Here is a 23,444-nt window from a genome sequence, read left to right as displayed (position 1 = left end):
AGGTCAGGCGTCCATCGTCCCCTCGATGGGCGCCCAGCCTCCGGGGACGCGCCGAAACAGCGGCCCGGCGAAGACGCCGGTGACGAGCGCGGCGTCCGCCTTCAGCGCCGCGCGCCACAGGACGCCCTGGCGCATCGCGACGACGATCTTCTGCGGCCGGGCGCCGAGGCGGGCGAGAAGGCGCATCACCGCCACCATGGTGGTGCCGCTCGACACGGCGTCGTCGACGAGCACCACGCGCCTGCCTTCGAGCCGCGGCAACAGATTGGGATCGATGAAGACGCGCTTGCCCGCGCCGGGCGTCGTCACCGAGCGGACGGGTTCCGACAGGGCCTCGCGGTACCAGAATTTCTGCGAGTAGCCGAGCGGGATGTAGTTCGGATGGCCGAGGCGCTCGGCGACGAGCGGCGCGAACACCAGACCCAGCGTCGGCATTCCCACCACCACCTCCGCGTCGCCGGCGAGGCTCGCCATCGTGTCGGCGAGGGCGGCCGCCACGGTGAAGCTCGCGTGGTTCGCGATCAGCGAGGCGACGGCGCGCTCCCCGTCCGGCAGCCGCCGCAACGGCAATTCCAAAACGCGCCCGTCGAGAAGGCGAGCCGGATAGGTGTAGCGATAGGGCGGCTTGGCGGCGCCGGCCGGGTGGTCGGCCGGCAGGATCGTCTGCCACCGGTCGGTGGTCGGAGCCACGAAGTCGTCGTCGCTCGGAGCGCTCGGGATGTCGTCCATCGGTCCTCAGGCATGGCGGGCAGGATGCGGGCGGACCCTGCCGCGCACCGGCCGCGGCCGTCAATGGCGCCGACCCCACGCTCCGCCGCCGAATTGCGCTCGTCCCCGTGACGCGCGACTACCACCCCGGCCCCATCGACTGGTAGATCAGAGCGAGGCGGCAACGGCATGGGAGGACGATGATGACGACGGCAGCGACCGACAAGGGCCTCGGCGTCGCGGGCATCGACCACGTGGTGCTGCGCGTTCTCGACATGGACCGGGCCCTCGCCTTCTACACGGGGATCCTGGGCCTGCCGCTCGCGCGACGGCGCGACGATCTCGGCATGATGCACCTGCGGGCCGGCGACGCGCTGATCGACCTCGTGGCGGTGGACGGCGTGCTCGGCAGGAAGGGTGGTGCCGCCCCCGGCGCGGAGGGCCACAACATGGATCACCTCTGCCTGCGTCTCGCCGACTTCGATGCCGATAGGGTGATCGCCCATCTGAAGGCCCACGGCGTCCCGGTGGGCGACGTCGGCGTGCGCTACGGCGCGACCGGCGAGGCGACGTCGGTCTATCTGAAGGACAGCGAGGGCAACAATCTGGAGCTGCGCGGCTAGAGCCGGCTCGATGAACCCGCGCACGCCGAAGCGGCTCCAGCGTCCCCTTCTGCGCGCGTTCCGAGCGGAAAACCGGCTCCACTCTTTCCGAACGCACTCTAGCTCCGGCCGGTGCGGGCGGCCGGCAGGCGCAGGCTCGCTCTGAGGCCGGGGGCCGCGTCCTCGAGCGCGAGGCGGGCGCCGTGACGCTTGGCGACCGCGGCGACGAGGGAGAGGCCGAGCCCCACCCCGTCGGCTCCACCGCCCGGCACGCGGTAGAAGCGCTCCGTCACCCGCCCCCGCTCCGCGACGGGAATGCCCGCCCCATGGTCGCGCACGCCGACCTCGACCGCTTCGCCGGAGCGCCGCCCGTGGAGCTCCACGACGCCGCCGCCCGGGCCGTACTTGATGGCGTTGTCGAGGAGGTTCGACACGGCCTGGAAGAGGAGGTTGCGGTCGCCCTGCACGACAAGGCCAGTCTCGATGTGGCAGGTGATCCGCTGCGCCCGCGCCTCGGCGGCCGGCCCATAGAGGTCGGCTGCGTCGGACAGCAGCACGGTGAGGTCAACCCGCTCGCTCTGGTTGCCATGGCGGCCGGTCTCGATGCGGGCGATGCGCAGAAGGGCGTCGAACGTCGCCTGAAGCTCCACCGCCTCGCGCAGCGCCTGTTCGGCGAGGAGGCGCCGCTCCGGCGTGTCGGCCGCCGCGGCGAGATCCTCGAGATCGGCGTGGAGCCGCGTCAGCGGCGTGCGCAGCTCGTGGGCGATCTGGTCGGAGACGCGGCTCACCGCCTCCACCAGCTCCTCGATGCGGGCGAGCATCGCGTTGAGCGTCTCGCCGAGCCGGTCGAAATCGTCGCCCGTGCCGCGCACCGCGACGCGCCCGGAAAGGTCGCCCGACATCACCCGGCGGGCGGTTCGGCTCACCGCCTCGATGCGCCGCGCCACGACGAGGCTCATCAGGATGCCGCCGAGGAGACCAAAGAGAAGCGCCGCCGCGGAGCCCCAGCCGACGGCGTTGGCGATCAGCTCCTCCCGATCGTCGAGCTCCTCGATGTCGCGCCCCACGAGGAGACGCGCTCCGTCCGGCAAACCGACATCGTAGGCGAGCACCTCGCGCTCCCGGCCGTCGGGCATCTCGAACTCGTCGAGCTCGAACTGCAGCCAATCGCCGTTCCCGCGCGCCGGCCAGCGCGTCATGTTGGCGGCGAGGATGCGCCCGTCGGCCGACACCAGCGCATGGAGACCGTGATGCTCACCCGGCGTCTCGCCGCGCAGGGCGAGGCGATCCACCAGCGGCCCCGGATCGGCGGGGTCGTAGAACGCGGCGAGGGCGACCGCCTCGGCCGCCACGCTCTCGCGCACCAGGCGCAGCGGCTCCAAGACCGCGAACCACCAGACGAGGGCGAGAAGGCCCGCGATCGACAGGGTGAAGAGGGCCAGATAGAGCAGCGCCAGGCGGAAGGTGAGGCTCCGGAGGATCCGCGGCAAGCGGTCAATCCTCCTCGCGCAAGGCGTAGCCCGCGCCGCGCACGGTCTGGATGAGCTGCCTCTCGCCGAGGTGATCCACCTTCTGGCGCAGGCGGCTCATGTGCTGGTCGATGATGTTCGTCTGCGGGTCGAACTGGTAGTTCCACACCCTCTCCAGCAGCATCGAGCGCGTCACCACCTGGCGGGCGTGGCGCATCATATATTCGAGGATCAGGAACTCGCGCGGCGTGAGGTCGATGCGCCGACCACCCCGCCGCGCCTCGCGCGTCGCAAGGTCGAGGGCGAGGTCGGCGAACTCGAGCCGCATCCGTTCGCCCGCCGGCGCGGTGCGGCGCACCTGTACCTCGAGCCGGGCGATCAGCTCCGACATCGCGAACGGCTTGACGAGATAGTCGTCGCCGCCCGCCTTGAGGCCGGTCACGCGCTCGTCGACCTCGCCGAGGGCGCTGAGGATCACGACCGGCGTCGTGTTTCCCGCCGCCCGCATGGTGCGCAGGATGGTGAGCCCGTCGACCTCGGGCAGCATGCGGTCGAGGATCACCGCGTCGTAGCTCTCCCCGGCCGTGCGGTAGAGACCCTCGCGCCCGTCCCCCACGACGTCGACGGTGTGACCCGCCTCGCCGAGGCCCTTGGCGATGTGGGCGGCGACCCGGCGGTCGTCCTCCACGAGGAGCAGGCGCATGCGGTTCTCCCAGGTGCGCTTCGCGAGCCGACGCGACCGCCTCAGTCGACGTCGCCGAGGAGCACCTCGCCGGTCGCGAGATCGACGGCGACGTCCACCTCCCCGGTCGGGGCGAGAAGCTCGAATTCGTAGTAGAGGCGACCGTTCTCCTCGTCGAGGGAGAGCTCCTTCGCGCTGCCGCCGCCCCGCTCCTCGGCGGCAGCGATGAACTGCGCCAGCCGACCGCTCGCGCCGCGCGCCGCCTCGAAGCGCTCGGAGGCGAACCAGCCCCGCCACATCCCCTCGATGGCGCGCGTTTCGGCCGACACCACCTTGCCCGTCGCAGCGTCCACCACCACCTCGTGGAGCGTCTCCGTGCCGGCGATCTCGATCTCGTAGACGAGCCCGCCGCGCTCCCGCTCGAGCTCCGCCTCGAGGACGCCCCCGGGCACCTCGGCGAGCGCCGCCGCGACGGCCGCGCCCATGCCGATCCGCGAGGGCGAGGCCTCCTGCGCCAGCGCGAGCGGCGCGCCGAGCCCCGCGAGGACGGCGGCTGCGGCGATTGTCTTCATGCTCATGGTCGTCCCCTCCATCCAACGATTTCGGGGAAGGATCTATGGAGGCGCGCGGCCACTGTCATGTCGGCAACATTTGATTTTGGCCATACTTCAACCGCGGACCTCGCCTCGGCGTTATGCCCTGACAACGAGACGAGGAGAGTCATGTTCGACTGGATCACGGCGCTGGTGGAACGAACCGGCTATCTCGGCATCGCCATCCTGATGCTGGTCGAAAACGTCTTTCCCCCGATCCCGTCGGAGGTGATCATGCCCGTCGCGGGCTACTCGGCCGGCTCCGGCGGGCTCAACCTCGTCGCCGTCATCGTTGCGGGCTCGGCCGGCTCGGTGGGCGGCGCCTACTTCTGGTACCTCGTCGGCAAACGCCTCGGCCTCGCCCGCGTGGAGCGGGCCACCGCGCGCTGGGGCCGCTGGCTCACCATCGAGCCGCAGGACATCCACCGGGCGAGCGCGTGGTTCGCGCGCAACCAGGAGCGCGCCGTGCTGATCGGCCGTCTCGTGCCGACGATCCGCACGCTGATCTCGATCCCGGCCGGCATCGCCCACATGGGAACGCCACGCTTTCTCGCCTTCACCACCGTCGGCTCGGTGCTCTTCTGCGCGGCACTCGCCGTCGCGGGCTACGCGCTCGGCTCCCAGCACAAGCTCGTGTCGGAGTGGATGAATGTCGGCACGAACCTCTTCCTCGCCGCCATCATCGCCCTCTATCTCTACCGCGTCGTCACCTTCCGCCGCGGCGGCCGCCGCATCAGCTCAGGGCGAGGCGAATTGCAAGGTAAATGAGGGCGGACAGAAGCGCCGAGGCGGGCACCGTCACCACCCAGGCCGCGACGATGGTCATGAAGTGGGACCGCCGCACCAGCTTGCGACGCTTGCGCTCTTCCACCCCGTGCCGCTTGCCCGCCTTGCGGCCGCCGTCGGCACGGCGCACGCGCCGCCCCTCGTCCCACTCGCGGTAGAAGCCCACGCCGAAGACGCCGCCGACGGCGATGTGGGTGGAGCTCACCGGCAAGCCCAGCGTGGAGGCGAGGATCACCGTCACCGCCGCCGACAGGGCGACGCAGTAGGCCCGCACGGGGTTCAGCTTGGTGATCTGGTCGCCGACCATGCGAATGAGGCGCGGACCGAAGAGAAACAGGCCGACCGAGATGCCGAACGCACCGATGACCATGACCCACTTGGGGATCGCCACCTGGGCGGTGACGTCGCCGGAGCTTGCGACGTGCACCACGGCGGCGAGCGGGCCGACGGCGTTGGCGACGTCGTTGGCGCCGTGGGCGAAGGAGAGGAGCGCCGCCGACAGGATGAGCGGGAGCGCGAAGAGGGTCTTCAGCGAGCGCTTGCGGTTCTCGAGCCCGCGCGCCCGCCGCCGGACCACCGGCACGCTCAGCAAATAGCCCGCCAAGCCCGCGGCCACGCCGATGAGGAGCGCCCCGCTGAGGTCGACGGCAACGAGCTTCTTCAGCCCCTTCAGCGTGAGATAGGCGGCGAAGGCGCCCGCCATCAGCGCCACCAGCACCGGCACCCAGCGCCGGGCGGCGCCGAGGATGTCGGGCCGGTTGACGATCCGCCAGTTGATGAAGGCGAGGATCGCCGCCGCGATGGCGCCGCCGAGGACCGGCGAGATCACCCAGCTCGCGGCGATCGTCCCGATCGTGCCCCAGCTCACCGCCGACAGGCCGGCCGCGGCGATGCCCGCCCCCATCACCCCGCCCACCACGGCGTGGGTCGTCGACACCGGCGCCCCGATCGCCGTGGCAAGGTTCACCCACATCGCCGACGATACGAGGGCGGCGAGCATCGCCCCCACGAAGACGCTGGTGGAGGCGATGCCGGCGGGATCGACGATGCTCTTCGAGATCGTCTCCACCACGTCGCCGCCGGCGACGAGGGCGCCAGCGCTCTCGAACACGGCGGCGACGAGCAGCGCGCCACCCATCGTCAGCACGCGCGCTCCGACCGCCGGGCCCATGTTGTTGGCGACGTCGTTGGCACCGATGTTGAGGGCCATGTAGGCGCCGAAGGCGGCGGCGCAGATCACCACGAAGGGCGTGTCGTCGAGCCCGAGGAAGAGGGCCGACAGCATCGCCGCGAACACGATGAAGGCGAGACCGAGAGCCGGTGCGATCAGCGGGCGCCCGACGGCCTGCGTCGCATACTCGACATGGCCGATGCGCCTCAGATCCTTGTCGAGCTTACGAAAGGGAGTGCGGGTCTCGTCGATCGCCACGCGGGGGTCCTTCGCTCAGTCGTGAGGGTGTCGCGACCGGGCGCGGCACGGCCGGCGCCCGGTTCGCGGCGGATCGCGCCGCTCTCAAAGCGAGGCGAGCAGTCGTTTGAGGTCGGCTTCCACGACCATCTGCGCGGCCTTCTTCGGGCTGACCCAGATCCGCCGCCGTTCGCCCTTTTCGGGGAAGTCGTCCGTCATCGCCTCCACGCTCACCCGGTAGACGAGGACGTCGCACGGCATGCTGTAGCCAGCGTCTTGCCGCTTGACGGCACGGTAGCGCCCCACGGGCTCGGGAGCGGCCCGGGCGCGCAGCACCCCCGCCTCCTCCCACGCCTCGCGCAGCGCCGCGCCATGCCCTTCCGTTCCCTTGATCGGCCAGCCTTTGGGCAGGATCCAGCGTCCGGTGCCGCGGCTCGTCACGAGCAGCACCTCAGGTCGCCCCTTCCCCTCGCGCAGGCACAAGGCCGCCACCTGCAGAAGCGGCGGCCGCCGGATCAGGGGCAGCAGTAGATCGTCGCGAAGAGCCGAGATGAACGCTTTCATGCGCCCCTTCATGACAACTCTTCGCCGCAAAATGAAGTGGGTTGTCACAATTGACCACCGGGCAGGCGGAGAGCGCCGCGAACCGCCCGGTCGCTGGCGCTCGAGGGGGCTCGGCTAGGCCAGATACGCGCACAGGATGCGCATCCGACCCGCGACCCCGATGCATTCCGGCAACGCGCGGCAAGCCCCGCGCAAGCCTTGCCGCCAGATCGGTGCGCGGCTTCAGCGTCCTCTGAAGTTCGGCTTGCGCTTCTCGTTGAAGGCGTTGACGCCCTCGTGGCGGTCCTCGGTGGGGACCATCCGGTTGTAGGCTTCGATCTCGAAGGCGAGGCCGTCGCCGATCGCCATGTCGAGCCCTCGATCGATGGATTGCTTGATCTGCCGCACCGAGATCGGCGCGTTCTCGGCGATCCGCGTGGCGGTGGCGACGGCCTCCTCCACCAGTCGCTCCGGGGCGCAGACGCGGTTGACGAGACCCCACCGCTCCGCGTCCTCGGCGCTGAAGGGCAGGCCCGTGAGGGTGATCTCCTTGGCCCGCCGCGCGCCGAGGGCACGGGCGAGGTTCTGAGTTCCGCCCGCGCCGGGCATGATGCCGAGCGTCACCTCGGTCAGTGCGAAGCGGGCCGTCTGTGCGGCATAGATGAAGTCGCAGGCCGCCGCGATCTCGCAGCCGCCGCCGAAGGCCGCCCCGTTGACGGCGCCGATCTTGGGGATCGGACAGGCGAGGAGCGCACGCATCATCCGCTCGAAGATCGCGTGCTGCTGCTGCCACGTCTCGTCGCTCATGCCGCGCCGCTCCTTGAGGTCGCCGCCGGCGCAGAAGGCCTTGTCGCCCTCCCCGGTGAGGACGATCGCCCGCACCCCGTCGGCGGCGATCTGGAAGCGCTCGAAGAGCGTCATCAGATCGAGGCCCATCTGGGTGTTGAGCGCGTTGCGCGCCTCCGGCCGATGGAGCGTCACGAGGAGAACGTGGGGCGCCGGGGTCCGAAGGGTCAGCGTCGCGAAACTCGTCACCGGCTCGGGGATGGGCAGCGTCACGCCTTGATCCTTTCGTCGTGCTCGCCGAGGGCGGGCGCCGGCTTCGTGGCGCGCGGGCGGGCCCCGTCCATCGTGAGCGGCACGCCCATGAGGCGCAGCCCGTCGGCCTCGACGGCCATCTGCAGTGCTTCGGTCTGCTGGTGGCGCGCCACGGCGTCGACCGACAAGAGCGGCGCGTTGGGGACGCCGACCGCGTCGAGCGCTCCGGCAAGCGCGTCGAATTCCTGCGCCGCGACGGCCTCCGCCACGAGCGGGACGAGGATCTCGCGGTTGCGCACCCGGTCGGCGTTGGTGAGGAAGCGCGGATCCTCGGCGAGGTCGAGCCCGAGGACGCGGCAGAGCTTGGCGAAGAGGGCATCGTTGCCGGCGGCGATCATCATCCACCCGCCGCGCGTCTGGAACGCCTGATAGGGGCAGATCTCGGCGGCGCCGGAGCCATAGGGCCGGCGGACCTCGCCATCGGCCTCGTAGCCGGCGAGCGGCAGCGTCATCCAGGCGAGCCCGGTCTCGAACAGCGAGGTGGAGACGCGCGCCCCCTCGCCCGATCGCTCGCGGGCGAAGAAGGCGGCGAGCATGCCGATGACGCTCCACATGCCCGAGCCCATGTCGATCAGCGAGACGCCGACGCGCACCGGCGGCCGCCCCGCCTCCCCGGTCACGCTCATGATGCCCGAGGTCGCCTGGGCGAGCGGGTCGTAGCCGGGCTTCGCCGCGAGCGGGCCGACGGAGCCGAACGCGCCGAGATCGCACCAGACGAGGGAGGGCTTGTCGCGCAGCATCGCCGCGACGTCGAAACCGTGCCGCTCCAGCGTGCCCGGACGCAAATTCTGGATGACCCCGTCCGCCTCCTCGGCGATCAGGCGGCGCAGGCGTGCCGCGTCGACCGGGTCCGCGAGGTTGATGGTGATCCCCTCCTTGCCCCGGTTGAGGGCGGCGAAGGCGGACGCCGTCTCGCCCCAGAAGGGCGGCCCCCAGCCGCGCGCATAGTCCCCCTTGCCGGGGTTCTCCACCTTGATCACCCGCGCCCCGAGATCGGCGAGGATCATCCCCGCGTAGGGCGCGGCCACGCTGTGGCCGAGTTCCACGACGGTGATCCCGTCGAGCGGCTTGTTGGCGTCCATCCCGGTCCTCTTCTCATTCTTGGCCGGACCCTAGAGTGGCTGCCGCGACCGGGTCAATGTAACGTTTCATCATTCGTCGAACTCGTTCCGAGTCATTCGCCGAAACTGTCGAGAACCAGGAGATACCAGGCGTCGAATTTGCATGTAGGCATCATGAAACGTTGTGAATTCTCTTGCGCCGCGGCCGGCGCACCCTATTGAAGGCCTGCCCTCGGAGCGGATGGAGACGGAATGCGCAAGACGGTCGGACGCATCACGATCAAGGACGTCGCCGAAGCGGCCGGCGTCTCGGTCGGCACCGCCTCGCGCGTGATCAACAACAAGGCCACGGTGCGACCCGAGATCCGCAGCGCGGTGCTCTCGGCGATCGACCGGCTCGACTATCAGCCCAACGCCGTCGCCCAGTCGATGCGCCGCCGCTCCACCCAGCTCGTCGGCTGCATCATCCGCGAGATCAACATTCCCGCGCTCGCCGCCTTCGTGCGCGCGGCCCACGACGAGCTCGACCAGGCGGGTTACTCCCTGGTGATCTCCAACTCGGAGGGCCGCCGCGCCCGCGAGGAGGAGCTGATTCACCGCTTCGGGCGCCTCCAGTCCGACGGCATGCTCCTCGGCCCCTACACCCCCGTCGACCCCGCCTACGAAAAGCTCCTCAGAGGGTTCGGCGCGCCCATCGTGCTCTTCGATCGCAACGAGCCGGAGTGGGCGGACGCCGTGGCGGCGGACCATGCGGGCTCCATCGACCGCGCGACGAGCCGCCTCCTCGACCTCGGCCACCGCCGCATCGCGATCCTCACCGGCAATCCGCTGCTCTTCCCGGCCGCCGAGCGCATCCGCGGCTACCGGCGCGCGTTTCAAAGGGCCGGCCTCGCGGTGGACGAGAGCCTCGTGCGCGGCACCGGCTTCCTCGCCGCCGAGGGGTTCCGCAACGCCTCCTCGCTCCTTGCGAGCGCCGCCCCGCCGACCGCCCTCATCTCCGGCGGCATCGACATGCTGCCCGGCGTCCTGCGGGCGATCCGCGTGCGCGGCCTGTCGATCCCGGACGACATCTCCGTGGTCGGCTCCGGCGATTCGGAGCTCGCCGAGCTCCACACCCCGCCGATCTCGGTGGAGCGGTGGGACATGGCCGAGACCGGCCGCACCGCCGCCCTCCTCCTACTGCGCCGCATCGGCGGGGAGCGTGACACGCCGCCGGAGCACGTCCTCCTGCCCGCCGAATTCGTGGAGCGCGCCTCCCTCGCCCCACCCCGCCAAAGCTAGTTGGGCGGGGTCAGCGGCAGATCGCGCAGCGAGGCGAGGTCGCCGAGGCCGAGGAGCGCGTCGTAGAGGGCACCCGCCGCCGCGGGCTCCAGCCGCCGGCGCGCGCAGTCGAGAAACTTCTCGCGCAGCTCGTCGTCGGTGAGGCGGCGCTCCCAGCTGCCCTTGGCATACTCCACCGGCGGACTGTCGATCCGGCGGCCCCGCGCGGTGACGCTCACCCGGTCGCTCGGCGCGAAGGGGGTGCCGGGAACCACCTCGGCCGTCGTCGAGAAGCTCACCTTCTCCATCGCCGCGAGCACCTCGGGCCGGCGCACGAATCGGTCGGTGAGCTCGGACAGGCCGACGCGCCGCGCGACGAGCGCCGAGGCCATCGCGAACTCCATCGAGAACTTCGCTTCCAGCCCGGTCGTCGGGCGATGGTTGCGCAGCATCCCCATCTGCGTCTCGCCGGTGTGGACGTGCACCGCCTCCACCTCGTCGGGGCCGAGGTCGTTCTCGAGCACGATGTCGAGCATCGCGTCGATGGCGCGATGGGTCGAGTAGCAGAGCGGATACCGCTTCACGCTGACGCCGAGGTCCGGCAGCCGCCAGGAGGCACCGAGCGCGTGGTCGCGATCGGAAAGATCGGGCGCGCCGGAGGGCGAGTGGGCGCGCATGAAGCCGGTGCGGTGCTCCAGCGCGTCGGTGGCGCCGGTGAAGCCCTCCTTGGCGAGACGGGCGGCGAGCACGCCCGCTTCGGCGGCGCGGCCCGCATGAAGCGGCTTCGTCATGGTGCCGAAATTCGCGACGAGGCCCGCCGCCAGCGAGGCGGCGATGGCGATCGCATGCGCGGCCTGATCGTCGCCGAGCCCGTTGAGACGCGCGCACGCCGCGGCGGCCGCCACGGCGCCCCAGGCAGCCGTCGGATGAAAGCCGCGGTCGTGGAGCTGGCCCGGCTCCAGCTCCCGCAGAAGCGCCCAGATCTCGTAGCCCACCACGTAGGCCTCCAGCGCCTCGCGGCCGGAGGCGCCGAGCGCCCACCCCTCGGCGAGGATCGCCGGCGCGAGGACGGTGGAGGGGTGGCCGTCCATCGCGACGTCGTCATAGTCGAGGGCGTGGCCCGCGACGCCGTTGACGAAGGCCGCGTTGGTGGCGGTGAGGTTGCGGCCCGAGGGGATCGCCGGCGCCCCGCTGTTGTTTGTGGACGTCTCGACCATGCGCGCGGCGATGGCGGCGGCCGGCTCGTCGGCGCCGGCAATCATCACGCCCACGCAGTCGGTGATGCCGATCCGCGCCGCCTGAAGCGCCGCCTCGGGCACGCCGCCGAGTGGCCGGCAGACGGCGAACGCGGCGGTCTGGCGGGTCAATCCGTCCATATCAGGTCCTCAGTGGGTGAAGGCGCGGTCGGGGCCCGCCGGCGCTGTGTGGGGATCGCAGGACGGTCGCGATCGGGCGCTGCAGCACGGCAGCGCCTCAGTCGTCCCTCGCGTGGCGGTCGATCCGTGCTCCCCCACCGGTCCCGGCAAGCTCCATCGATGGGGAAACGCGCCCTCTCTCAAGGTTCGCCGCACGCCGATCGTGCGGCGAACCCCTTCGGCGTGACCCCGGCGAGAGCGCCGGGCGCGTCGTGTTGGGCGCGGCGGGTTGAGGAGTGACTCCGGTCCCGCTTCTGCGCTTTCGTCACGGCGTTTCCTATCCCGCGGGTACGGTAGGTGGGGGCTTGAACGTTGTCAATGTAACGTTTCACGGCGGTTGGCCCGATCGTCGCGCCCGCCGCGCGCCGCGATCTCCCGCGCCTAAGCCGCCTCGCGCGCCGGCTGGAGACGCCGGGCGATCTCCTCCAGATGCGTCTCGCAGGTGCCGCAGCAGCCGCCCCAGATGTCGAGATTCGGGTAGCGCCGCGCGACGTCGGCCATCTGCTCGCCGAGCTCCACGGGGTCGCCTTCTTCGAGACGGCCGAGCTTACAGAGGGCGATCTTGTCCATCTTCGCCGCGTTGGGACGGATCGAGCGCAATCGCTCCATCGCCGGGCCGGGGGCGAGCGCGGGCTCGAACTCCATCGGATGGGAGCAGTTGAGCGCATAGAACGCCGGGTAGGCGCCGCTTGCCGCGTCGACCTCCGCGATCGCCTCCGACAGGGTGCGTCCGGACGCGAGCCGCGAGTTCGAGGCGAGCGAGAAGGAGAGCGCCAGCGGCACCCCCTCCGTCTGGGCGGCCCGCACCACGCCCTTCGCCTCGGCGGGGTTGTTGAAGGTCACCGCCCAGGCGAGATCCACTCCCGCCTTGCGCAAGGTGGCGAGCTGCACCGCGTGATAGTCGGCCGCCTCGTCCTCGCCTATGGTGCGGTTGAGGCGATAGGCGTCGCCGCGAGGGCCAACATAGCCGACGATCCGGGCGTCGGGGATATCGCCGCGATACTCGGCCGCCATCTCCTGCAGGAACCGGATCGCGCCGATGTTCGCATCCGCCAGCGCCGCCGCCGAGTAGCCGAGCAGATCACCCCAGTCGGGGCTCGCCCGATAGTCGAAGCCGCCGACGAGGGCGGCCATCCCATGCCGGGCGGCGACGTCGAGATAGCGGCGGTAGATGCCGCGGATCGCCTCGCGCGGCGCAGCCCGCTCCAACAGCGGAAACATCGCGAAGTGCGGCAGCTCGTAGCCCCACTTGTACATGATCTCGGTCTCGATGCCGCCTTCGGTCAGCCACAGGAGACCCGGACGGCGCGGTGGAATGTCGGCATGCTTGGTCATGAAGACACCTCGTTGAACTGTCGTGCGAGGTGGGGCGGGCGAGCCGGCACAAAAGTGGACTCGTGGTAGGGTCGGGCACCCAAGGGAGGAGACGCGAGACATGACGGTCAGGGCGACGCAGCGCAGGGGGCAGTCGACGCGCGAGCGCATTCTCGACATCGCCGAGGCGAGCGTCCTCGCCAAAGGCTTCGGCGCCACCTCCATCGAGGAGATCATCGCCGAGGCGGAGCTGACGAAGAGCGGCTTCTTCTACCACTTCCGCGACAAGAACGCCCTCGCCCGCGCCCTCCTCCAGCGCTACCTCGACACCGAAGAGGCGCTGCTCGACGAGGTGTTCGCCGCGGCGGCCGGCATGTCGGACGATCCGCTGGAGCGCTTTCTCGCCGGCCTTACCGGCCTTGCGGAGATGATGCGGGACCTTCCGGCCGGCCACCCCGGCTGCCTCGTCGCCACCATCTGCTATTCGGAGCGCATGTTCGACCGCGAGGTGCGCGAGCTGAACCGCGCCGCCGTTCTCGGCTGGCGTGCCCGCTTCCTCGCCGTGCTCGACGAGATCGCCGAGCGCCACCCGCCGCGCGAGAGGGTCGACCTGCGCGCCCTCGCCGACATGATCTCCAACACCGTGGAGGGCGGCATCGTGCTGTCGAAGGCGCTCGGCCAGCCCCCGGTCCTCGCCGAGCAGATCCTCCTGCTACGCTCCTATCTCGGCCTGTTGTTCGGCGCCTCGCCTCAGCCGTCGGCCACCACGTAGCGCGCCGCGACGCGCACCGGAAAGTTCACCGATCGCGCGATGAAGCAGACGTCGTGGATCCTGCCGTGGATCGCGTCGGCACGGGCAGGGTCGGCGCCCGCGGCAAGGCCGATCTCCGGCCTCAGCTCGGCGCCGACGAAGCGGCCCGCCCCGCTCCTTTCCGCCTCGCCGTAGCCGACGGGCGTGTCGATGTAGGACGTCACCACCAGTCCCGCGTCACTCGCAAGGTGCAGGTACCAGAGCATGTGGCACGACGAGAGGGCGCTGAGGAGGAGGTCCTCGGGGTTCATCCGCCCGGGATCCCCGCCGAGCGCCGGATCGTTGGAGCAGTGGATCACCACCTTGCCGGGCACGGCGATATCGAAGGTGCGGTCGTAGGCGCGATAGTGCGCCGTCCCCTCCCCGCGGTTCCCGGTCCAGACGATGCGGCTCGTGAAGTCGTGCGCCTTGACCATCCTCGCTCCCCCTTGGCCGAAGCGCCATAACCCGCTCGGCCGGCACGCGAAAGCGCCGGAACCGCCGATGCGCCACACCCTTGCCGGAAAGCCACCCGCGCTGCTACCGAATGGCATCAGACAAGCAGCCGACGGACGTGCCGGCAACCCGGAGAAAGCACAGCAAAAGCTTTAACGATTTCAACGCTGCGGGCGTGATGGAATGGTAGACATACCGGACTTAAAATCCGGAGGCGAAAGCCGTGCGGGTTCGAGTCCCGCCGCCCGTACCATCTTAGTGGCGCTACCGCCCTTCGGGCTGCTTGAGCGCGCGGCTCACCGGTTCGGCCTTCGTCCGCCCCGGCGCGCCGGCTTGGTGGCGCTACCGCCCTTCGGGCTGCTTGAGCGCGCGGCTCACCGGTTCGGCCTTCGTCCGCCCCGGCGCACCGACTTGGTGGCGCTACCGCCCTTCGGGCCGCTTGAGCGGGGGGCTCACCGGTTCGGCCTTCGTCCGCTCCGGCGCGCCGTCTTGGTGGCGCTACCGCCCTTCGGGCTGCTTGAGCGCGGGGCTCACCGGTTCGGCCTTCGTCCGCCCCGGCGCACCGGCTTGGTGGCGCTACCGCCCTTCGGGCTGCTTGAGCGCGGGGCTCACCGGTTCGGCCTTCGCCCGCCCCGGCGCATCGGCTTGGTGACGCTACCGCCCTTCGGGCTGCTTGAGCGCGTAGCTCACCGGTCCGGCCTTCACCCGCTCCGGCGCATCGGCTTGGTGGTGCTACTGACCTTCGGGCTGCTTGAGCGCGGGGCTCACCGGTTCGGCCTTCGTCCGCCCCGGCGCGCCGGCTTGGTGGCGCTACCGCCCTTCGGGCCGCTTGAGCGCGTGGCTCACCGGTTCGGCCTTCATCCGCTCCGGCGCGCCGGCTTGGTGACGCTACCGCCCTTCGGGCTGCTTGAGCGCGGGGCTCACCGGTTCGGCCTTCGCCCGCCCCGGCGCACCGGCTTGGTGACGCTACCGCCCTTCGGGCTGCTTGAGCGCGGGGCTCACCGGTTCGGCCTTCGCCCGCCCCGGCGCATCGGCTTGGTGACGCTACCGCCCTTCGGGCTGCTTGAGCGCGTAGCTCACCGGTCCGGCCTTCACCCGCTCCGGCGCATCGGCTTGGTGGTGCTACTGACCTTCGGGCTGCTTGAGCGCGCGGCTCACCGGTTCGGCCTTCGTCCGCCCCGGCGCGCCGGCTGGGTGGCGCTACCGCCCTTCGGGCCGCTTGAGCGCGGGGCTCACCGGTTCGGCCTTCGGCCGCCCCGGCGCGCCGGCTTGGTGGCGCTACCGCCCTTCGGGCCGCTTGAGCGCGTGGCTCACCGGTTCGGCCTTCATCCGCTCCGACGCGCCGGCTTGGTGACGCTACCGCCCTTCGGGCTGCTTGAGCGCAGTGCGCCGAGGCGCCTTGCTCCTCGCCCTGAGCCCGTCACTGCCGGAGCGGACGGTGGGTCGCCGAGCGCTGCGGCTTCAATCCTGCACCAAGGTCGAAAGGTCGAAATCGACGTCCTCGGGGATCACGACCTCGAAGAGCGCCCGGTTCCGCTTCAGCCGCTCGGGGTCCCAGTGCCACCAGGCGAGCGCGGCGAGCTAGCGACGGACGTTCTCGTGGAAGCGATAGCGCTTCATCGTCGCCGGCGCTCCGGCGACGATGGCGAACGGCTCCACGTCGCGCGTGACGATGGCGCCACCCCCGATGATCGCGCCGTCGCCGATCGTCACGCCGGCCAAGACGATCACCTGGTCCCCGATCCACACATTGTGGCCGATCTCGATCGGTCGCTTTCCCCGCGACTCGTTGACGGCTCCCACCTCCTGCTGCAGCCACACCTGAAGGTTTACGATCTGCGTCTCGTGCCCGCTCGCGATGAAGCGGCAATTGTCGCCGATCGCGCAGTAGCGCCCGATGGTGGCCGGCCGCCGCACCTTCATCGTGCCGTTGATCGACGTATGGTAGCCGACACGAAACGCGCCCTTCACGTCCCACCGCTCCGCCGGACCGCGAATCCATCCCTCGGCCTTCGCCTTGGGGTCCATCGGGTTCCAGTAGTCATCGCTCATGGTGTGGCCACGCCTCCTGCCGATCGTCCGGTCGCAACGCGTCCCCTTATAGCCAGGCGGAATCGCTTGCCACCATCCATCACCCCATGACCTCGGCGAGGCGGGCGATGCCGGCTTCGATCTGCTCCTCGTTGAGAGAGGCGTAGCCGAGGAGCAGCCAGCCGTCCTCGTAGCGCGAGCCGCCATATTCGTGGCCGCCGCCGGAGGGAACGGTGTAGACGCCGATGTTGCGGCGCCGCGCCTCCACCTCCACCCGATGGGCCGGCCCGAGCTCGGCCGGCAGGCGCCACGAAAGATGGGTGCCGCCCGAGGTCCCCCTCAGGTCGACGGCGCCGAACCGGCCCCTGAGCGCCGCGACCAGCGCATTGCGCCGCGACAGGTAGCGCTGACGCACCCGCCGCAGATGCCGCACGAAGCCGCCGGAGTGGACGAACTCGGCGATCGCCGCCTGCTCCAGCCACACCTGGCCGTTGTCGAGGAGAGCCTTCGCCGCCGCCACCGCCCGCGTCAGGTGCTCCGGCACGATGGCGTAGCCGGTACGCAGCCCCGCCCCCAGCGACTTGGAGAAGGTGCCGAGATAAATCACCCCTTCCGGCCGCATCGCCTTCAGCGCCGGCAGCAGCGGCCCGTCGTAGTGGAACTCGCTGTCGTAGTCGTCCTCGATGAGGTAGGCCCCGCTCGCCTCGGCCCAATCGATCAGCGCCCGTCGCCGAGCCAGGGACAGCGTGTCGCCCATCGGAAACTGGTGGGAGGGCATCACGTAGGCCGCCGCCGCGTCGACCCCGGCGAGCGCATCGGTGACGAGCCCTTCGGCGTCGACGTCCACCGGGTGGAGCCGCAGCCCGAGGCTCTCGAAGAGATAGGCCGCGCCCTGGCTGCACGGGTTCTCCACCACCATCCCGTCGCCCTCGCGCACGAGCACGCGCATCGCGAGGTTGAGCGCGAGCTGGGCACCCGCCACGATCACCACCTGCTCCGGCCGCACGTGGATGTCGCGCGTCTTCGCCACATGCTCGGCGATGGCGCTGCGCAGGCTCGTCAGCCCGCAAGGGTCGCCATATTCGGTGAGGTTGTGGCCCGCCGTCGCGAGGGCGTGGAGCACCAGCCGCCGCCACGTCTTCAGCGGAAAGGCGCGCGGATCGGTGCGCTGGGTCCAGAAGTCGATGGGGATGCGGCTGGTGTTGAGGATCGCGTGCTGGCGCCCCTTGAAGGCGGCCGGGGCGCGCTTGTCGCCGGCGGGTCGCTCCGGTCGCACCGTCTCTGCGCCCTCGGCCGTCGACATCGCCTCTTCCGGCAACAGCGAGGCGACGTAGGTGCCCACCATGGGGCGCGTCACCAGATAGCCTTCGTCGATCAGCCGCTCGTAGGCGAAGGTCACCGAATTGCGGGAGACCTTCAATTCCTGCGCCAGGCTGCGCGAGGACGGCACCGCCGCGCCGGGCTTCAGCCGACCGTCGAGGATCTGCCGGCGGATGCCGTCGAAGAGCTGCTCCTGAAGGCTGGTCGACAGCGAGCGATCGAGCGTCACGAGCACGGTTCGCGTCCCCTCAAAGCGTGCGAGGCGTCTTGATAGAAGCGCCTGCGCCATGGGTCCAGCATCGCGTCCGAACAAAGGGACCAGCGGGAGGGTCCAGTCGCTCGCGAAGCATTGGAGCCAGGCGACCGGCCATGTTGACTTCGACGGGGCCCACCAACCAACTCGACACTGGCCCTCTTCGAATACGGCACCTTTTGATGACGAACTCGCTCGCCTCCATCGACAGCCTCTTCCCCGCCGAACTCCTCGAGAAGGCCGCCGCCGTGCTCGCCGCCGCACGGGCGAAGACCATCCGCCTCGCCACCGCCGAGACCGTCACGTCGGGTCTCGTCAGCGCCTGCATCACCTCGGTGTCCGGCGCGTCCGAAATCTTCGAGCGCGGCTACGTGCTCTACCACGCGAGCGCCAAGGCGACGGGGCTCGGCGTTCCCGCCGCGATCTCGGCTGCCCACGGCGCCGTCAGCGCGGAGGTGACGGAGGCCCTCGCCCTCGGCCTTCTCGACCATTGCGACGCCGGTGCCACCGTCGCCGTCACGGGCTACGCGGGCCCCGGCGGGGGCAACGCGCAAAATCCGGTCGGCACCGTCTTCGTCGCGTCCGCGTTGCGCGGCGGCGACGTCTTCGGCGAGCGCCACGTCTTCGCCGGGGGCCGCGATGCGGTGCGCCTCCAGGCCGTCGGCGCCGCCCTCGACCTCCTCACCCGACGGATCGGCCTATGACGCCAACTCCCGTCGTCCTCCTCACCGGCTTCCTCGGCAGCGGCAAGACCACCCTCCTCAACCGGCTGCTCGGCTCCCCCGACTTCGCCGACACCGCCGTCGTCATCAACGAGGCGGGCAGCGTGGGTCTCGACCATGCGCTGATCGAAAAGGGCGAAGAAGATGTCGTGATGCTCGAAGGGGGGTGCATCTGCTGCCGCCTGCGCGGCTCGCTCAACCGGACCCTCAACGACCTCGTGCGGCGGCGCGCCAAGGACGGCATGGGCTTTTCGCGCGTGGTGGTGGAGACGAGCGGCCTCGCCGACCCCGAACCGATCCTCCACGCCCTCGTCGCCGATCCGCTCTTCGTGCGCCACTACGCGATGTCCGGCGTGGTGACGGTGGTCGACGCGGTGCACGCCCTCGACACCCTCGCCGATCACGTCGAGGGGCGGATGCAAGTGGCGCTCGCCGATCGTCTCCTCATCACCAAGACCGACATCGCCACGCATCGCCGTGCGCCGCTCGAAAGCGCCCTCACCGCACTTAATCCGATGGCCGATCGCCTCGTCGCCGCCGAGATGCCGGACGCGGCGCTCGTCTGGCTCGATCCGGGTGCGGTCCCTTCCCGCCGCCCCAACCGCACCCCGCGGTGCCACGCCGTGCCGTCCGACGCGGTCGAGATCGCCACCGCCTCGCGCGTCTTCCCCGGCGCCCTCTCCCGCTGTGCCATCGACGATTGGCTCGACCATACCAGCGACCTCTTCGGCCCCGCCCTCCTGCGCCTCAAGGGCATCCTGCAGGTGGAGGGCGTCGCCGAGCCGGTGGTGCTCCACGGCGTTCAGGGGCTCGTCTATTCGCCGGGCACAGCCCCCCGCGAGGCGGGCCGCGACAATCGCATGGTCCTGATCGCCCGCGACCTTCCCGCCGTGCTCCTGGAAGACGCGCTCGACCGCCTCGCCGCCCGCGTCGTCCACTGAGCCACCAACAAAGGGCGAGGGACAAGGGGCGCGGGGCGAGGCGTCCATGGTGCCGCCCGTTGCCAACTGGCCTCATCGTTTGGAAAGGGCCAGGCGCTACCCGACCCCGCGCCGGCATCGCTAGAGTCCCCGTCGAACGAAAGGGACAGAAGATGCCGACAGTGTTTTCCGGGAAGATGGGCATCGTGCCGGCGCTCGACGTCGACGATCTCGCCGCCTTCGAGCGCGTGGTGAAGGCGACCACCGGCGTGGAGGGCGTCGCCGGCTACAAGCTCGGCCTCACCACGGTGCTTCGGGTCGGCCTCAAGGCCTCCATGAAGGCGCTGCGCGACCTCAGCGACCTTCCCGTCCTCTACGATCACCAGAAGGCCGGCCCGGACATGCCGGACATGGCGAAGAAGTTCACCGCCCTCGCCGCCGAGGCGGGGGTCGACGGGCTCATCCTCTTTCCCGTCGCCGGCCCGACCGCCGTCGACGCCTTCGTGGGCGAAGCGGTAAAGGCCGGGATCGCCCCCGTCGTCGGCGGCGAGATTCCAGTCCCCGACTACGGCATCTCCGGTGGGGGATATCTCGTCGACGATGCCCTCGACCGCATCCTCGTCCGCGCCGCGGCGGCCGGCGCCGACCACTTCGTGCTGCCCGCCCACGACGCGGCGAAGGTGAAGCGCTGGGCGGCCTGGATCGCGCAGAACGTGCCCGAGGCGACCACCTTCCTCACCGGCTTCGGCTCCCTCGGCGGCACCATCGAGGGCGCCTTCGCCACCGCGGACGCCCTGCCTCGGCGCTTCGCGATCGCCGGCCGGCTGATCACCGGAGCCGCCGACCCCGGCGCCGCGGCGCGCGACCTCTACGCCCGCATGCAGGCGGTCGCGGCGTCGGCCTGAAGATGCGCACAAGCCCCTTCGTCGCCGGCGCCTTCGTGCCCGGCGAAGCGGCCACCCGCCTGGTCGATCCCTGGACCGGCGTCGACCTCGCCGAGGTGTCCTTCGCGGGTGCGCACGACGTGGCGTGCGCGATCGCCGCCGCCCGCACCGCCTTCGACGACGGCGACTGGTCCCACCGCGCCCCCGCCGAGCGTGGCGCCCAGCTCGACGCGGTCGCCGACGGGATCCTCGCCCGCCTCGACGAGTTCGCCCGCCTCGAGGCGCAGAACGCCGGCAAACCCCTCGCCGCCGTCCGCCGCGAGATCGAGGGGGCGGCCGGGGTCTTCCGCTACTACGCCGGCGCGATGGACAAGTTCTTCGGCGAGACGATCCCCCTCGGCAGCGGCCTCCTCGACATGACGCTGCGCGAGCCGCTCGGCGTGGTCGCCCAGATCGTGCCGTGGAACTTCCCCCTCCTCGGCGCGTCGTGGAAGGTCGCCCCGGCGCTCGCGGCGGGCTGCACCGCGCTCTTGAAGCCGTCCCCCGCGACGCCGCTCACCGCGCTTCTCCTCGCCGAGGTCGTCGCCGAGGCGGGCGTGCCCGCGGGCGTCCTCTCGGTGCTGCCCGGCGGGGCCGAGGTCGGCCGCGCCCTCGCCGAGGATCCGGCCGTCGACGGCATCGCCTTCACCGGGTCGACCCGCGTCGGGGCGGAGGTCATGCGCCTCGCCGCCGGCACCATCAAGCGCGTCGCCCTGGAGCTCGGCGGCAAGAACGCCAACATCGTCTTCGCCGACGCCGATCTCGACCGCGCGGTGGCGAGCGCCGTCGGCTCCGCCTTCGGCAATGCCGGCCAGTCCTGCTCGGCGCGCTCCCGCCTCCTGGTGGAGCGTCCGCTCTACGACACCTTCCTCGCCCGCTTCGCCGAAGCGGCAGCGGCGGTGCGCACCGGCGCCTACGACGACACGGCGACCACCCTCGGCCCGCTGATCTCCGCTTCCCATCGCGCCGGCGTCCACGCCGCCGTGGAGGAGGCGCTTGCCGCCGGCGCCCGCCTCGTGACGGGCGGCACCGCCATCGACGGACCGGGCGCCTTCTACCCCGCCACCATCCTCGCGGCAGAGGCCGACAATCCCGCCTTCCATCGCGAGATCTTCGGCCCGGTCGCAACCGTGACGCCGTTCGACACGGAGGGGGAGGCGATCGCGCTCGCCAACGCCTCCGAGTACGGCCTCAACGGCTCGGTGTGGTCGCGCGACATTTCGGTGGCGCTGCGCGTCGCCCGTGCCGTGCGCACCGGGATGGTGGCGGTCAACGGGCTGCCGAGCGCATCGCGCACCAGCGTCTACGCCCCGTTTGGCGGCTACAAGCGCTCCGGCATCGGCCGCGAGCTCGGCATGCACGGCCTGGAATTCTACACCGAGGTGAAGAACGTGGTGGTCGACCTCAGCTGAGGCGCCCCACCCGCCCCAGCCCGGGCCGCAGTGCGGGGCGGCGTCAGCGCATTTCCTTGGTTTCGAGGAATTTGATGTCGGGGTTGCGCTCGCGCACGTAGTTCAGCTCCCAGGCGTTGCGCGCGAGGTAGACCGGGTCGCCGTCCACATCGTCGGCGACGGTGGACTTATTGCCGTCGACGAACGCCTTCACCAGCTTCGGGTCGCCGCCGAGCCAGCGCGCCGTCGCGTAGGGCGCCGGCTCGAAGTCGATGGTCACCTTGTACTCGGCGGCGACGCGCGAGGCCATCACGTCGAGCTGCAGCGCGCCTACGACGCCGACGATGTGGTCGCCGCCGAGATGGGTGCGGAAGACCTGCGCCAGCCCCTCCTCCGAAAGATCCTGCAGGGCGCGGCGCATCTGCTTGGTCTTCATCGGATCGCCGAGCCGCACGCGGCGCAGGATCTCGGGCGCGAAGCGCGGCAGGCCGGTGAAGCGCAGGTCGGTCCGCTCCGCCAGGGTGTCGCCGACCCGCAGCGTGCCGTGGTTCGGAATGCCGATGATGTCGCCCGCCCAAGCCTCCTCGGCAAGCTCCCGCTCGTCGGCGAGGAAGAAGATCGGCGCGGTCACCGCGAGGCTCTTGCCCGTGCCCACCTGGTTCAGCTTCATGCCGCGCGAGAAACGGCCCGAGCAGATCCGCGCGAAGGCGATGCGGTCGCGGTGGTTGGGGTCCATGTTCGCCTGGACCTTGAAGACCAGCGCGCTGACGGCGTCCTGGTTGGGGTCGACGGTCGCCTCGCCGGCCGGCTGGGGCCGCGGCGGCGGTGCCCAGGCGGCGAGCCCGTCGAGAAGGTCGGCGACGCAGAAGTCGCGCAGCGCCGAGCCGAAGAACACCGGCGACAGGTGGCCCTCGCGATAGGACTCCATGTCGACCGCCGGCAGAGCGCTCGTCGCAAGCTCGGCCTGGGCGCGGAACTCCTCCAGCACCCCGCCGTTCACCGCCGCATCGAGCGCCGGATCATCGAGACCCGACAGCTTGGTGGTGCCGCCATAGCCGGTGCCGCCGGCGTCGGTCACGCGGTGGAAGTCGTTGGTGGTGAGATTGAAACAGCCATGGAACTGGCCGCCCATCCCGATGGGCCAGGTCACCGGCGAGAGCTCCAGCGCCAGCTTGTCGGCGATCTCGTCCATCAGCTCGAACGGGTCGCGGCCCTCCCGGTCCACCTTGTTGATGAAGGTGATGATCGGAATGTCGCGCAGCCGGCAGACCTCGAAGAGCTTCAAGGTCTGCGCCTCGATGCCTTTCGCCGCGTCGACCACCATCACCGCCGAATCGACGGCCGTCAGCGTACGGTAGGTGTCCTCCGAAAAGTCCTCGTGGCCCGGCGTGTCGAGAAGGTTGAACACGAACCCGTCGCGCTCGAACATCATCACCGAGGACGACACCGAGATGCCGCGCTTCTTCTCGATCTCCATCCAGTCGGAGCGCGTGCGCCGACGCTCGCCGCGCGCCGCCACCTCGCCGGCGAGGTGGATGGCGCCGCCGAACAGCAGCAGCTTTTCCGTCAGCGTCGTCTTGCCCGCGTCGGGATGCGAAATGATCGCGAAGGTGCGCCGGCGGGCGATCTCGGGCTTCAGCGCCGCTTCGGCGGACAGATTCGGCAGAAGTGTGTTCATGGACGCGATGTAGCCCTTGTA

Annotated in this window: 22 protein-coding genes and 1 tRNA gene; 9 read left to right on the top strand and 14 right to left on the bottom strand. The window is 70.8% G+C overall.

The window, feature by feature from the left end; all coding sequences use genetic code 11:
* Nucleotides 1-3: 3 nt before the first annotated feature.
* A complete protein-coding gene (locus JCR33_RS02600; RefSeq protein ID WP_198880429.1) occupies nt 4-729 on the bottom strand; it encodes a phosphoribosyltransferase in 726 nt (241 codons plus the stop codon).
* A 182-nt stretch (nt 730-911) separates the two neighbouring features.
* On the opposite strand from JCR33_RS02600, the gene JCR33_RS02595 reads away from it, so the two are divergent.
* On the top strand, nt 912-1,331 hold the full coding sequence (locus JCR33_RS02595) for a VOC family protein (protein ID WP_198880428.1): 420 nt from the start codon (nt 912-914) through the stop codon (nt 1,329-1,331).
* Between the two features lie 98 nt (nt 1,332-1,429).
* Here JCR33_RS02595 and JCR33_RS02590 read toward each other — a convergent pair whose 3' ends face one another.
* The 3 genes from JCR33_RS02590 to JCR33_RS02580 are packed head-to-tail and all read right to left on the bottom strand — an operon-like array spanning nt 1,430 to nt 4,039.
* A complete protein-coding gene (locus JCR33_RS02590) occupies nt 1,430-2,800 on the bottom strand; it encodes a sensor histidine kinase (protein ID WP_198880427.1) in 1,371 nt (456 codons plus the stop codon).
* Between the two features lie 4 nt (nt 2,801-2,804).
* Nucleotides 2,805-3,482 carry a response regulator transcription factor gene (locus JCR33_RS02585; protein WP_198880426.1) on the bottom strand — a complete coding sequence of 226 codons (678 nt, stop codon included), beginning with the start codon at nt 3,480-3,482 and terminating at the stop codon, nt 2,805-2,807.
* A gap of 41 nt (nt 3,483-3,523) precedes the next feature.
* Entirely contained in the window at nt 3,524-4,039 is a 516-nt protein-coding gene (locus JCR33_RS02580) for a PepSY domain-containing protein (RefSeq protein ID WP_198880425.1), read from the bottom strand.
* A 144-nt stretch (nt 4,040-4,183) separates the two neighbouring features.
* On the opposite strand from JCR33_RS02580, the gene JCR33_RS02575 reads away from it, so the two are divergent.
* The gene (locus tag JCR33_RS02575) at nt 4,184-4,822 is read left to right on the top strand and encodes a DedA family protein (protein WP_198880424.1); all 639 of its coding nucleotides are present in this window, start codon (nt 4,184-4,186) and stop codon (nt 4,820-4,822) included.
* On the opposite strand, the gene JCR33_RS02570 is transcribed toward JCR33_RS02575, so the two are convergent.
* From JCR33_RS02570 to JCR33_RS02555, 4 genes are all read right to left on the bottom strand, one after another.
* Nucleotides 4,788-6,263, bottom strand: a complete 1,476-nt coding sequence (locus tag JCR33_RS02570) for an inorganic phosphate transporter (RefSeq protein WP_332461107.1) — start codon at nt 6,261-6,263, stop codon at nt 4,788-4,790. The two genes, JCR33_RS02575 and JCR33_RS02570, sit on opposite strands and share 35 nt — an antisense overlap.
* A 90-nt stretch (nt 6,264-6,353) precedes the next feature.
* Nucleotides 6,354-6,812, bottom strand: a complete 459-nt coding sequence (locus tag JCR33_RS02565) for an NUDIX hydrolase (RefSeq protein ID WP_198880422.1) — start codon at nt 6,810-6,812, stop codon at nt 6,354-6,356.
* Nucleotides 6,813-7,034: 222 nt separating this feature from the next.
* A complete protein-coding gene (locus tag JCR33_RS02560) occupies nt 7,035-7,850 on the bottom strand; it encodes an enoyl-CoA hydratase/isomerase family protein (RefSeq protein ID WP_332461101.1) in 816 nt (271 codons plus the stop codon).
* Complete coding sequence (locus JCR33_RS02555; protein ID WP_198880421.1) at nt 7,847-8,971, bottom strand: CaiB/BaiF CoA transferase family protein; 1,125 nt, start codon at nt 8,969-8,971, stop codon at nt 7,847-7,849. Before JCR33_RS02555 ends, JCR33_RS02560 begins: the two co-directional genes overlap by 4 nt.
* Nucleotides 8,972-9,202: 231 nt before the next feature.
* Here JCR33_RS02555 and JCR33_RS02550 point away from each other — a divergent pair, with 231 nt between their 5' ends.
* A complete protein-coding gene (locus tag JCR33_RS02550) occupies nt 9,203-10,231 on the top strand; it encodes a LacI family DNA-binding transcriptional regulator (protein WP_198880420.1) in 1,029 nt (342 codons plus the stop codon).
* Here JCR33_RS02550 and JCR33_RS02545 read toward each other — a convergent pair.
* On the bottom strand, nt 10,228-11,586 hold the full coding sequence (locus tag JCR33_RS02545; protein WP_198880419.1) for an MmgE/PrpD family protein: 1,359 nt from the start codon (nt 11,584-11,586) through the stop codon (nt 10,228-10,230). The two genes, JCR33_RS02550 and JCR33_RS02545, sit on opposite strands and share 4 nt — an antisense overlap.
* Before the next feature lie 420 nt (nt 11,587-12,006).
* Nucleotides 12,007-12,960 carry a homocysteine S-methyltransferase family protein gene (locus JCR33_RS02540; protein ID WP_198880418.1) on the bottom strand — a complete coding sequence of 318 codons (954 nt, stop codon included), beginning with the start codon at nt 12,958-12,960 and terminating at the stop codon, nt 12,007-12,009.
* Nucleotides 12,961-13,060: 100 nt separating this feature from the next.
* Between JCR33_RS02540 and JCR33_RS02535 the strand changes: the two genes are divergently transcribed.
* Complete coding sequence (locus JCR33_RS02535) at nt 13,061-13,711, top strand: TetR/AcrR family transcriptional regulator (RefSeq protein WP_198880417.1); 651 nt, start codon at nt 13,061-13,063, stop codon at nt 13,709-13,711.
* Here the strand turns inward: JCR33_RS02535 and JCR33_RS02530 are convergent.
* Nucleotides 13,690-14,166: an OsmC family protein gene (locus JCR33_RS02530; protein WP_198880416.1), complete on the bottom strand. Its 477-nt coding sequence runs from the start codon at nt 14,164-14,166 to the stop codon at nt 13,690-13,692. The two genes, JCR33_RS02535 and JCR33_RS02530, sit on opposite strands and share 22 nt — an antisense overlap.
* Nucleotides 14,167-14,354: 188 nt before the next feature.
* Here JCR33_RS02530 and JCR33_RS02525 point away from each other — a divergent pair.
* Nucleotides 14,355-14,438, top strand: a tRNA-Leu gene (locus JCR33_RS02525).
* A 1,328-nt stretch (nt 14,439-15,766) separates the two neighbouring features.
* On the opposite strand, the gene JCR33_RS02520 is transcribed toward JCR33_RS02525, so the two are convergent.
* Together JCR33_RS02520 and pdxR are read right to left on the bottom strand one after the other, a co-directional pair.
* The gene (locus JCR33_RS02520; RefSeq protein WP_198880415.1) at nt 15,767-16,237 is read right to left on the bottom strand and encodes a DapH/DapD/GlmU-related protein; all 471 of its coding nucleotides are present in this window, start codon (nt 16,235-16,237) and stop codon (nt 15,767-15,769) included.
* Nucleotides 16,238-16,316: 79 nt separating this feature from the next.
* Complete coding sequence (pdxR, locus tag JCR33_RS02515; RefSeq protein WP_198880414.1) at nt 16,317-17,771, bottom strand: MocR-like pyridoxine biosynthesis transcription factor PdxR; 1,455 nt, start codon at nt 17,769-17,771, stop codon at nt 16,317-16,319.
* A 200-nt stretch (nt 17,772-17,971) separates the two neighbouring features.
* On the opposite strand from pdxR, the gene JCR33_RS02510 reads away from it, so the two are divergent.
* The 4 genes from JCR33_RS02510 to JCR33_RS02495 all read left to right on the top strand — a co-directional run bounded on the left by JCR33_RS02510 (nt 17,972) and on the right by JCR33_RS02495 (nt 21,766).
* Nucleotides 17,972-18,493 (top strand): CinA family protein, encoded by a 522-nt coding sequence (locus JCR33_RS02510; protein ID WP_198880413.1) that lies wholly within the window; start codon nt 17,972-17,974, stop codon nt 18,491-18,493.
* Nucleotides 18,490-19,452 carry a CobW family GTP-binding protein gene (locus JCR33_RS02505; protein ID WP_198880412.1) on the top strand — a complete coding sequence of 321 codons (963 nt, stop codon included), beginning with the start codon at nt 18,490-18,492 and terminating at the stop codon, nt 19,450-19,452. Before JCR33_RS02510 ends, JCR33_RS02505 begins: the two co-directional genes overlap by 4 nt.
* 152 nt (nt 19,453-19,604) lie before the next feature.
* Nucleotides 19,605-20,336, top strand: coding sequence for an orotidine 5'-phosphate decarboxylase / HUMPS family protein (locus tag JCR33_RS02500; RefSeq protein ID WP_198880411.1), 732 nt, complete (start codon nt 19,605-19,607; stop codon nt 20,334-20,336).
* A 2-nt stretch (nt 20,337-20,338) separates the two neighbouring features.
* Nucleotides 20,339-21,766, top strand: coding sequence for an aldehyde dehydrogenase family protein (locus JCR33_RS02495; protein WP_198880410.1), 1,428 nt, complete (start codon nt 20,339-20,341; stop codon nt 21,764-21,766).
* A gap of 43 nt (nt 21,767-21,809) precedes the next feature.
* Here JCR33_RS02495 and JCR33_RS02490 read toward each other — a convergent pair whose 3' ends face one another.
* On the bottom strand, nt 21,810-23,423 hold the full coding sequence (locus tag JCR33_RS02490) for a peptide chain release factor 3 (protein WP_198880409.1): 1,614 nt from the start codon (nt 23,421-23,423) through the stop codon (nt 21,810-21,812).
* Nucleotides 23,424-23,444: the final 21 nt, after the last annotated feature.

Origin of the sequence: Acuticoccus mangrovi (assembly GCF_016411865.1) — a bacterium.
In the GTDB taxonomy this organism is placed as follows: domain Bacteria; phylum Pseudomonadota; class Alphaproteobacteria; order Rhizobiales; family Amorphaceae; genus Acuticoccus; species Acuticoccus mangrovi.
The sequence above is the reverse complement of the archived record's forward strand: the minus strand, read 5'-3'. Positions and strand labels throughout refer to the sequence as shown.

Coding starts and splice junctions, on each gene's coding strand:
- JCR33_RS02600 (WP_198880429.1), bottom strand. CDS start 729: ATGGACGACATCCCGAGCGCTCCGAGCGACGACGACTTCGTGGCTCCG.
- JCR33_RS02595 (WP_198880428.1), top strand. CDS start 912: ATGACGACGGCAGCGACCGACAAGGGCCTCGGCGTCGCGGGCATCGAC.
- JCR33_RS02585 (WP_198880426.1), bottom strand. CDS start 3,482: ATGCGCCTGCTCCTCGTGGAGGACGACCGCCGGGTCGCCGCCCACATC.
- JCR33_RS02580 (WP_198880425.1), bottom strand. CDS start 4,039: ATGAGCATGAAGACAATCGCCGCAGCCGCCGTCCTCGCGGGGCTCGGC.
- JCR33_RS02575 (WP_198880424.1), top strand. CDS start 4,184: ATGTTCGACTGGATCACGGCGCTGGTGGAACGAACCGGCTATCTCGGC.
- JCR33_RS02565 (WP_198880422.1), bottom strand. CDS start 6,812: ATGAAAGCGTTCATCTCGGCTCTTCGCGACGATCTACTGCTGCCCCTG.
- JCR33_RS02555 (WP_198880421.1), bottom strand. CDS start 8,971: ATGGACGCCAACAAGCCGCTCGACGGGATCACCGTCGTGGAACTCGGC.
- JCR33_RS02550 (WP_198880420.1), top strand. CDS start 9,203: ATGCGCAAGACGGTCGGACGCATCACGATCAAGGACGTCGCCGAAGCG.
- JCR33_RS02545 (WP_198880419.1), bottom strand. CDS start 11,586: ATGGACGGATTGACCCGCCAGACCGCCGCGTTCGCCGTCTGCCGGCCA.
- JCR33_RS02540 (WP_198880418.1), bottom strand. CDS start 12,960: ATGACCAAGCATGCCGACATTCCACCGCGCCGTCCGGGTCTCCTGTGG.
- JCR33_RS02535 (WP_198880417.1), top strand. CDS start 13,061: ATGACGGTCAGGGCGACGCAGCGCAGGGGGCAGTCGACGCGCGAGCGC.
- JCR33_RS02530 (WP_198880416.1), bottom strand. CDS start 14,166: ATGGTCAAGGCGCACGACTTCACGAGCCGCATCGTCTGGACCGGGAAC.
- JCR33_RS02520 (WP_198880415.1), bottom strand. CDS start 16,237: ATGAGCGATGACTACTGGAACCCGATGGACCCCAAGGCGAAGGCCGAG.
- JCR33_RS02510 (WP_198880413.1), top strand. CDS start 17,972: ATGACGAACTCGCTCGCCTCCATCGACAGCCTCTTCCCCGCCGAACTC.
- JCR33_RS02505 (WP_198880412.1), top strand. CDS start 18,490: ATGACGCCAACTCCCGTCGTCCTCCTCACCGGCTTCCTCGGCAGCGGC.
- JCR33_RS02500 (WP_198880411.1), top strand. CDS start 19,605: ATGCCGACAGTGTTTTCCGGGAAGATGGGCATCGTGCCGGCGCTCGAC.
- JCR33_RS02495 (WP_198880410.1), top strand. CDS start 20,339: ATGCGCACAAGCCCCTTCGTCGCCGGCGCCTTCGTGCCCGGCGAAGCG.
- JCR33_RS02490 (WP_198880409.1), bottom strand. CDS start 23,423: ATGAACACACTTCTGCCGAATCTGTCCGCCGAAGCGGCGCTGAAGCCC.